The following is a 7,206-nucleotide window of genomic DNA, read 5'->3' as shown; positions in this document are numbered from 1 at the left end:
AGAGGCTGTTCTGACCCATGCCCACGTTGTAGACGTAGAGGTCAAGCACCTGGATGTGCTTGAGGTTGAAGGCGTTCTGGAAGACGAAGTACTGATCCATCCCGTTGTTCAGGAAGTTGGAGACGCTCAGCATCAGCATGACCAGGTATGTGGGCATGAGCTGCGGAATCGTAACGTGTATGATCTGCTGGAATCGGTTGGCCCCATCCACCTGGGCGGCCTCGTAGAGTTCGGGGTCGATGCCGGATATGCCGGCCAGGTAGAGGATGGACCCCCAGCCCAGACCCTTCCACAGGCTCCACAGGAGCATCTTGATGTAGGTCCCGCTATCGGAATCCAGGAAGTGAATAGGCTGTGAGATCAGGTGGATGTTCTGCAGGAGCTGGTTGACCATGCCAGTGGAGGAGAACATGGCGAATGCCACGGCGTAGACCAGGACCCAGCTGATGAAGTTGGGCAGGGTAGTCAGGGTCTGGATGACGTTCTTGAAGTGCTTGCTGCGAATCTCATTGAGGCCGATGGCAAAGAACAGCGGGAAGAATGATGTCAGAATGCCCAGGCCGCTCATCACGAAAGTGTTGATCAGGACCTGGCCGACCGTATGCAGCTGGGCCGGATTCTGGATCATCATCTTGAACCACTGGAAGCCGACGAATTGGCTCTCCGAAAGGGGAATGGGTGGCTGATAGTCATAGAAGGCATATACCCATCCGAGCAGTGGATAGTAACTGAAGAGGATGACCAGTATCAGAAAGGGGACGGTCAAGAGGAAGAGGTTGATGCTGTGTCTCTTCTTGCCGCTTATGCCCCCTTGGCGTTTAGTCTTACCCCGCCGGGTGGCGTTCAACGGAATGTCGCCAGTTGACATCCTGCCCTCCTGTCTTTCCTATAAGCCCGCTCCATTGCGTTGCCAGCCATGCGCCGAATGCTTCCACTACTTTTCGGCGCCGTGTTTACCGTAGTAGGCTTATTTATATGTTTGTAAATAGATTAGTACACCGATTTAACTTAGCTGTCAAGCCGCGGTATGCTGCAAGGCATGTCACCACGTAAGACAGGACCGCTCCCGCCCATGGGCCCAGGCAAGATCGGACACCTTCCTGACAGACCCGTCCGACAGCTGATCCTGTAGCCGACGGAGCAGAAGACAGAACAACAGGATGGCCGCGCCCAGTCTCCTGCCCGCGTGCCGCCGCCCCCGCCGGGTGCACTGACAGGTAGAGTCAAAGAGGAAAGGCGGATTATGCACTTCAACCTCGAAAGCCCCTTCTGGCAGTTCGTGAACACCCTGCTCAGATTCACAGCTCTGAACCTGCTCTTCGTCGTCACCTGCATACCCCTGGTCACGATAGGGCCCGCCCGCAGCGCCCTCTACGGCACGATTTTCGCCTATGACGACCACGACGACATCCCCCTCTGCCGACAGTACCTGCAACGCTTCATCCGGGAGTTCAAGCAGTCCATAATCGCTTTCATCATCCACGTCGCGCTGGGTGCCATCGTCATTTATTCGCTGGCCTTCTGGCTGAGCATGAAGGGGGCAATGACCTACCTCGCCCTCATTGTCCTGATCATCGGAACCGTTCTGCTCGTCCTCTCATACGAGTTCTTTTACCCCCTGCAATCCCGCTACACCAATACGGTCTGGGGTTTCTTCAAACTCTCCGTCGGGGTTCCCATGGGGATCCCCCTCTACGCCATCTGTCTCCTGGCCATCGACGTGGCTTTCGCCTTCCTCGTCTACTATGTGCCCTTCCTGCGGGTCATGGCCATAATCTTCGGCTTCTCCTGGCTGGCATACGCCAAGTCACTGATCTATCTACGGGCCTTCGACCGTTTCGAGCGGGGTGCTAAGGGAGACACCACGACCACCTATAAGAACGGTTCTCTGTGATCAAGGCGGTGCCGTCACATTTCGCGTGGTTGACAGGGCATAAGTCGCTCGCATGAACCGCAGTTGCATCCAGATTGCCAAGAGTGGCATATAGGGTACAAAAAGGCGGTGTCCGCCGGCCCCAAACCTGGCGGACACCGCCCCATCGCTTACCGATAGGACTCCGGCTCTACTGGCGGATCATGGACCGCCCGGCAGGCCGGAATCGTGGAATCACTTGGTCCTGTTCTCATACTCCTTCACAATGTCCTGGCGTGCCTTGGTTTGAGCCTTGGCGTTGGCCATGTCGATCTTCTCGATCTTCTCGTAGCCCAATCCCTTCACGTTGTTGCGCATGGTCTTCAGGATGGTGTCGAACTCGTTGTCATCCTTGGCATAGACCGCCTTCCAGGACTCGGAGACGATCTCGGACTTGACCTGGCCGCGAACTGCGGTGATCTGGGAGTCCTCCTCGGGCGGGATGTACCCTGAGCCGGGGGCGACCACGATCTGCTTGTGCTTCTCCAGATACTCCAAGGCCGTCTTGGCACCGTCCATATGAGCGGACCAGTCATCCCTCAGAGCGTTGGGCTTGGCCAGTTCGGTCTTCCACAGGGCCGGATTGTAGGTCTCCTTGGTGGACGGGTCGATGTCGTTCTGGTTCAGCCCCTGGAAGTGCATCATGGAGATGCCCTTGTTGTAGTCACCGCCGCCGAACTCTGCGGGGACCTTCAGTCCGTCGGCCTCATTCATGGCCTTGAGTCCGAAATCGGTCATCTTGTTGCCTTCAGAGCTCCTGGTCCAGCAGAGCTTTTCCGGGCAGACGGGGCCACCGGCGTTCTGGGCCGTGGCATAGACACCCTCAGGCGAGTAAAGCCAATTGAGGAAGTCAACCAGACGCTGCTTGTTCTTGGCCTTGGCACCGATTGCCAGGATGGGATCCACCCCATCGGGGGCGAAGCCGTCTGAATAAATGTCCATGTCCTGCAAGGGCGCCAGCATGAACCCGATTCCCTTGGCCTTGTTGGCAGCAGAGTTGATGCGGGGTTGGCCCAGCCAGCACCAGATGTCTACCAGCATCTTGCCCTGGCTGGTCTTGGCGGTGATGTTGTCCCAGGTCTGAGTGGAAGAATCCGGATCAATCAGGCCCATCCTCTGGGCCTTGTTGAGGAAGCGCAGGAGCTTCTCGTAGATGCCGCCCTCCTGGATGGGGGTCTGGTCATCGGAGCCGTCAGCCTTGGTCAGGACCGAGTTCATCGTGTTGTACCCATACCAGGAGGCCATATCCATGGGGAACTTCATCATCTCCCCATCCCAGTCCTTGAAGAGGCTGAGAGCGTAGATGTCCTTCTGGCCGGTGTCGGCCCGGGCCTTGTCCTGCATGAGCTTCATAACGTTGAGGAAGTCATCCAGGTTCTTAATCTCCGGGTAACCGACCTCACGATAGTAGTCCCAACGGATGTGGGGAGCCGTGCCGGGCTCATCTCCAGCGTTCGACTTGAGCGGGGACTGGGAGGACACGTTTCCGGGGATGCCCCAGACGCCATCCTTACCCGCCACCTTGGTCACCCTGTCCAGGGCGCCCTTGTACTTCTTCAAGTACTTCTCGTTCTTGATGTAGGGGGTCAGATCAGTAATCAGATCGGCCTTAACCAGCTTCTGCAGGCGGCCATTGCCGGTGTGGGTCAGAATCAAGTCGCCCAGGTTCCCGGCTGCCGAACGGGTCTCGAAGAGAGTCTCGCTGTTGCCGGTGACACCCGGTGCGATGACCTTGAGCTTGATGTTGAACTTGTCCTTGATCAGCTTGGCGAACCAGCCCTTCTGCATACCCTGGGCCGTGGCGTCCTGGGAGAACATCTCAACGGTCATTTCAGAGTGGTCGTCCGGGCCATCGCTTGAATTAGCACCGCCACCACAGCCCGCCAAGGACATGGCACCGGTGATGGCGACGGCGATCGCCGCCATTGCCTTCTTCTTGAGGTTCATGGATTATCTTCCTTCTTTGTCATCCGCCACCCAACCCGTGGCGTCTCTTACCACCGTCCAACCTCCCCGGTCCGGCCAAGAAAATCCGATACAGATTTTCTTGGCCGGACCGGGGAGGTCATCGCGGCCGTACGGGGGCCTGTACAGCCCCCGTCAGAACCCGGGCCGTCTTTCAGCGGACCGGATCACTTGCCGTGCTGTTCCTCCCATTCCTTGACGATCTTCTGACGGGCCTTGGTCTGGGCCTTGGCGTTGGCCATGTCGATCTTCTCGACCTGCTCGTATCCAAGCCCCTTCAGGTTGTCTCTCATGGTCTTCAGGATGGTGTCAAACTCGTTGTCATCCTTGGCATAGACCGCCTTCCAGGACTGGGAGACGATCTCGGACTTGACCTGGCCACGCAGGGCCTTGATGGAGGAGTCCTCGGTCGGAGCTACGAAGCCTGCCCCGACGGCAACCATGGCCTCGTCGTGCTTCTGCAGCCACTCAAGAGCGGTCTTGGCACCGTCCATATGGGCGGACCAGTCATCCCTGAGGGCGTCAGGCTTGGCCAGCTCAGATTTCCACAGCTGGGGGTTATAGGTCTCCTTGGTGGTCGGGTCGATGTCGTTCTTGTGGATGCCGGTGAAGTGCATCATCGACACTCCCTTGCCGTACTGACCGCCGCCGAACTTGGCAGGCACCGGTTGAGTATTGTTCGGATCTTCCTCATCAGTCCCGAACATGACCCTGATACCCAGGTCGGTCATCTTGTTGCCGTCCTTGGTCCGCTCCCAGCACATCTTCTCCGGGCAGGCCTGTCCCATGGCACCGGTGGCCGTGGCATAGACACCCTCGGGCGAGTAGAGCCAGTCGATGAAGTCGACCAGGCGCTGCTTGTTCTTGGCCTTGGCACCCACGGCGATGACCGGGTCATGACCGTCGGGCATAAACCCGTCCGCGTAGACCTTCAGGCCGGGTACTGGGGCCAGCATGAATCCAACCCCCTTGGCCTTGTTGCCCACGGTATTGACGGCTGGCTGGCCCAGCCAGCTCCAAATGTCTGCCAGGACCTTGCCCTGGTGGACCTTCTGGGAAATGTTGTCCCAGGTCTGGGTGGAGGAATCCGGATCCACCAGGCCCATCCTGGAGGCCTTGTTGAGGAAACGCAGCATCTGCTCGTAGATGCCACCCTCCTTGGTAACAGGCTGGTCGTCCTTCCCGTCGGCCCGGGTAAGGACCGTGTTCATGGGATTGTACCCGTACCAGGAGGCCATATCCATCGGGTACTTCATCATCTCCTGGTCCCAGTCCTTGAAGAGGCTGAGGGCATAGATGTCCTTTTTCCCGGTGTCTTCACGGGCCTTGTCCTGCATGAGCTTGAGAACGTCGAGGAAGTCATCCAGATTGTTAATCTTGGGGTAGCCCACCTCGCGGTAGTAATCCCAGCGGATGTGGGGGGCTGTGCCAGGCTCGTCACCAGCGGAAGGCTTGGAGGGCGACTGCGTGGCCACATCGGACGGGGCCCCCCAGACGCCATCCTTACCCGCCACCTTGGTGACCCTGTCCAGGGCACCCTGGAACTTCTTTAGATTCTTCTCATTCTTCATGTAAGGGGTCATGTCGGCAATCAGGTTGGAATCGACCAGCTTCTGCAGACGACCGTTGTCCGTGTTGGTCAGAATCAGGTCACCCAGGTTGCCAGTGGCCGCCCTGGTCTGGAAGATGGTCTCCGCGTTACCCGTCTGAGCAGGCGCAACCACCTTCATCTTCATATTGAACTTGTCCTTGAGTATCTTGGCGAACCAGCCCTTCTGCTCTCCCTGGGCGGTGGCGGACATGGAGAACATCTCCACATTCATCAGGCCTTTGTCGTCAGCACCCTCGCTGCTGCTCTCACCGCCGCAGCCTGCAAGGGCCATGGCCGAGGACAGGATCAAGGCCATCGCCATTGATGCCTTCTTCTTGAGGGACATTGTTCCTCCTTTTTCTTCTACTTTTGATTCTTATTGTTTAGTTCTTCCAGAGCGGTCCGCCCCCCTGGGGGAAGACCGGAAGTCGACACCCCCCAGAGTCGGCTCTCCCTTTCTGTTTTTCCTTCTTTATTGGCCGGAACCATCTGCCTCGTTAACGTCACCTCCCACAGGCAGGTCCGACCGAATCCCCTTCCGGCCGGATGCCGATTTGCGGAAGGGGATACGGTTCACCCCTTGACGGCGCCGAGCATCATGCCCTTGACGAAGTAGCGCTGGAAGAAGGGATAGACGAAGAGGATGGGCAGCACCACGATCACGGCAACAGTCATGCGAATCGAGGTCGGGGTCTGCTGGGTGGCCATAGCAGCCGCATTCAGAGCGCTGCCCGTGCCGCTAGCCTTGACCGAGGAGGCCAGGGCAGCCGCCTGGTTGATGTAGAGGTAGAGCACGTACTGCAGGGAGTAGAGCTTGGAATCCGACATGTAAAGCAGAGTGTCCTGGAAAGAGTTCCACTGCCCTACGGCCGAGAAGATAGCCACCGTGGCCAGGATCGGCGTGCACATAGGCAGTATTATCTTTCTGAAAACAGTCATTGTGCCAGCGCCGTCCACCTCGGCCGCCTCCTGAAGGGAGGAGGGGATGGACTCGATGTAGGTCTTCACCAGGATGATGTTGAAAGGCTGCACGATGGCCGGAAGGATGTACACCCAGAAGTTGTTGGTCAGACCCAGGTTCTTCATTGTGATGAACATAGGGATCAGACCAGCATTGAAGTACATGGTGATGATGACGAACCGGTACCAGAAGGACCGGTGCCACATCTTCTTCTGAGTGAACATAAAGCCCAGGAAGGCGCTGGCCATGACGGTCAGGGCCGTGCCGATCACGGTACGACCCAGGGAGACCATGGCAGCATCCCCCAGACCCTCCAGCTTGAAGACGGCCTTGTAATTCTCCAGGTGGAAACCTTGGGGGAACCAGTTGACATCACCAGCCGCACTCGCATCATTGTCGGAGATGCTGTTGATGATCAGGTAGTAGAAGGGATATGTACAGATGAAGGCGAAGAGGACGAAGAAAGCGATGTTAAAAACATTGTAGACCTTCTCCCCTTTTGATCTGCGAATCAGGTGGGACCCGTCCAAGGTCCCGGCAGATGTGTCGATGGCGTCACTCATATTTCAGCTCTCCTTTTCCGCTCGGGACCTCAGATGATCGACTCGCCGCGCACACGTTTGGACAGTGCGTTGACACTCAGTAAGAGGACCACGCTGACTAGGGATTTCAGCATGGATATGGCCGTGGCGAGAGAGAGGCTGTTCTGACCCATGCCCACGTTGTAGACGTAGAGGTCAAGCACCTGGATGTGCTTGAGGTTGAAGGCGTTCTGGA

5 protein-coding genes and 1 pseudogene are annotated in these 7,206 nt (G+C 57.6%); 1 reads left to right on the top strand and 5 read right to left on the bottom strand.

Translation table 11 applies throughout. The features are described 5' to 3' along the window. Positions 1 to 868, bottom strand: an 868-nt coding sequence (locus H3T90_RS08730) for an ABC transporter permease subunit (protein WP_198230266.1), incomplete at its 3' end; no start/stop codon positions are given. 375 nt (positions 869 to 1,243) lie between these two features. Here H3T90_RS08730 and H3T90_RS08725 point away from each other — a divergent pair. After that, the gene (locus H3T90_RS08725; protein ID WP_198230265.1) at positions 1,244 to 1,894 is read left to right on the top strand and encodes a YesL family protein; all 651 of its coding nucleotides are present in this window, start codon (positions 1,244 to 1,246) and stop codon (positions 1,892 to 1,894) included. 213 nt (positions 1,895 to 2,107) lie between these two features. Here the strand turns inward: H3T90_RS08725 and H3T90_RS08720 are convergent, their stop codons facing one another. From H3T90_RS08720 to H3T90_RS08705, 4 genes and pseudogenes are all read right to left on the bottom strand, one after another. Next, complete coding sequence (locus tag H3T90_RS08720) at positions 2,108 to 3,859, bottom strand: ABC transporter substrate-binding protein (RefSeq protein WP_198230264.1); 1,752 nt, start codon at positions 3,857 to 3,859, stop codon at positions 2,108 to 2,110. A 185-nt stretch (positions 3,860 to 4,044) separates the two neighbouring features. Beyond that, complete coding sequence (locus tag H3T90_RS08715; RefSeq protein ID WP_232348764.1) at positions 4,045 to 5,814, bottom strand: ABC transporter substrate-binding protein; 1,770 nt, start codon at positions 5,812 to 5,814, stop codon at positions 4,045 to 4,047. A 227-nt stretch (positions 5,815 to 6,041) separates the two neighbouring features. Then, complete coding sequence (locus H3T90_RS08710; RefSeq protein WP_144178249.1) at positions 6,042 to 6,992, bottom strand: carbohydrate ABC transporter permease; 951 nt, start codon at positions 6,990 to 6,992, stop codon at positions 6,042 to 6,044. Positions 6,993 to 7,021: 29 nt separating this feature from the next. Then, a pseudogene (locus tag H3T90_RS08705) lies at positions 7,022 to 7,206 on the bottom strand (sugar ABC transporter permease); the annotation flags it as partial.

It is taken from the genome of Bifidobacterium polysaccharolyticum, from assembly GCF_016101585.1.
Classification (GTDB): Bacteria; Actinomycetota; Actinomycetes; order Actinomycetales; family Bifidobacteriaceae; genus Bombiscardovia; species Bombiscardovia polysaccharolytica.
The sequence above is the reverse complement of the archived record's forward strand: the minus strand, read 5'-3'. Positions and strand labels throughout refer to the sequence as shown.

What these genes read in the sequence shown, in the direction of transcription:
- H3T90_RS08725 (WP_198230265.1), top strand. Translation starts at nt 1,244, where the DNA reads ATGCACTTCAACCTCGAAAGCCCCTTCTGGCAGTTCGTGAACACCCTG.
- H3T90_RS08720 (WP_198230264.1), bottom strand. Translation starts at nt 3,859, where the DNA reads ATGAACCTCAAGAAGAAGGCAATGGCGGCGATCGCCGTCGCCATCACC.
- H3T90_RS08715 (WP_232348764.1), bottom strand. Translation starts at nt 5,814, where the DNA reads ATGTCCCTCAAGAAGAAGGCATCAATGGCGATGGCCTTGATCCTGTCC.
- H3T90_RS08710 (WP_144178249.1), bottom strand. Translation starts at nt 6,992, where the DNA reads ATGAGTGACGCCATCGACACATCTGCCGGGACCTTGGACGGGTCCCAC.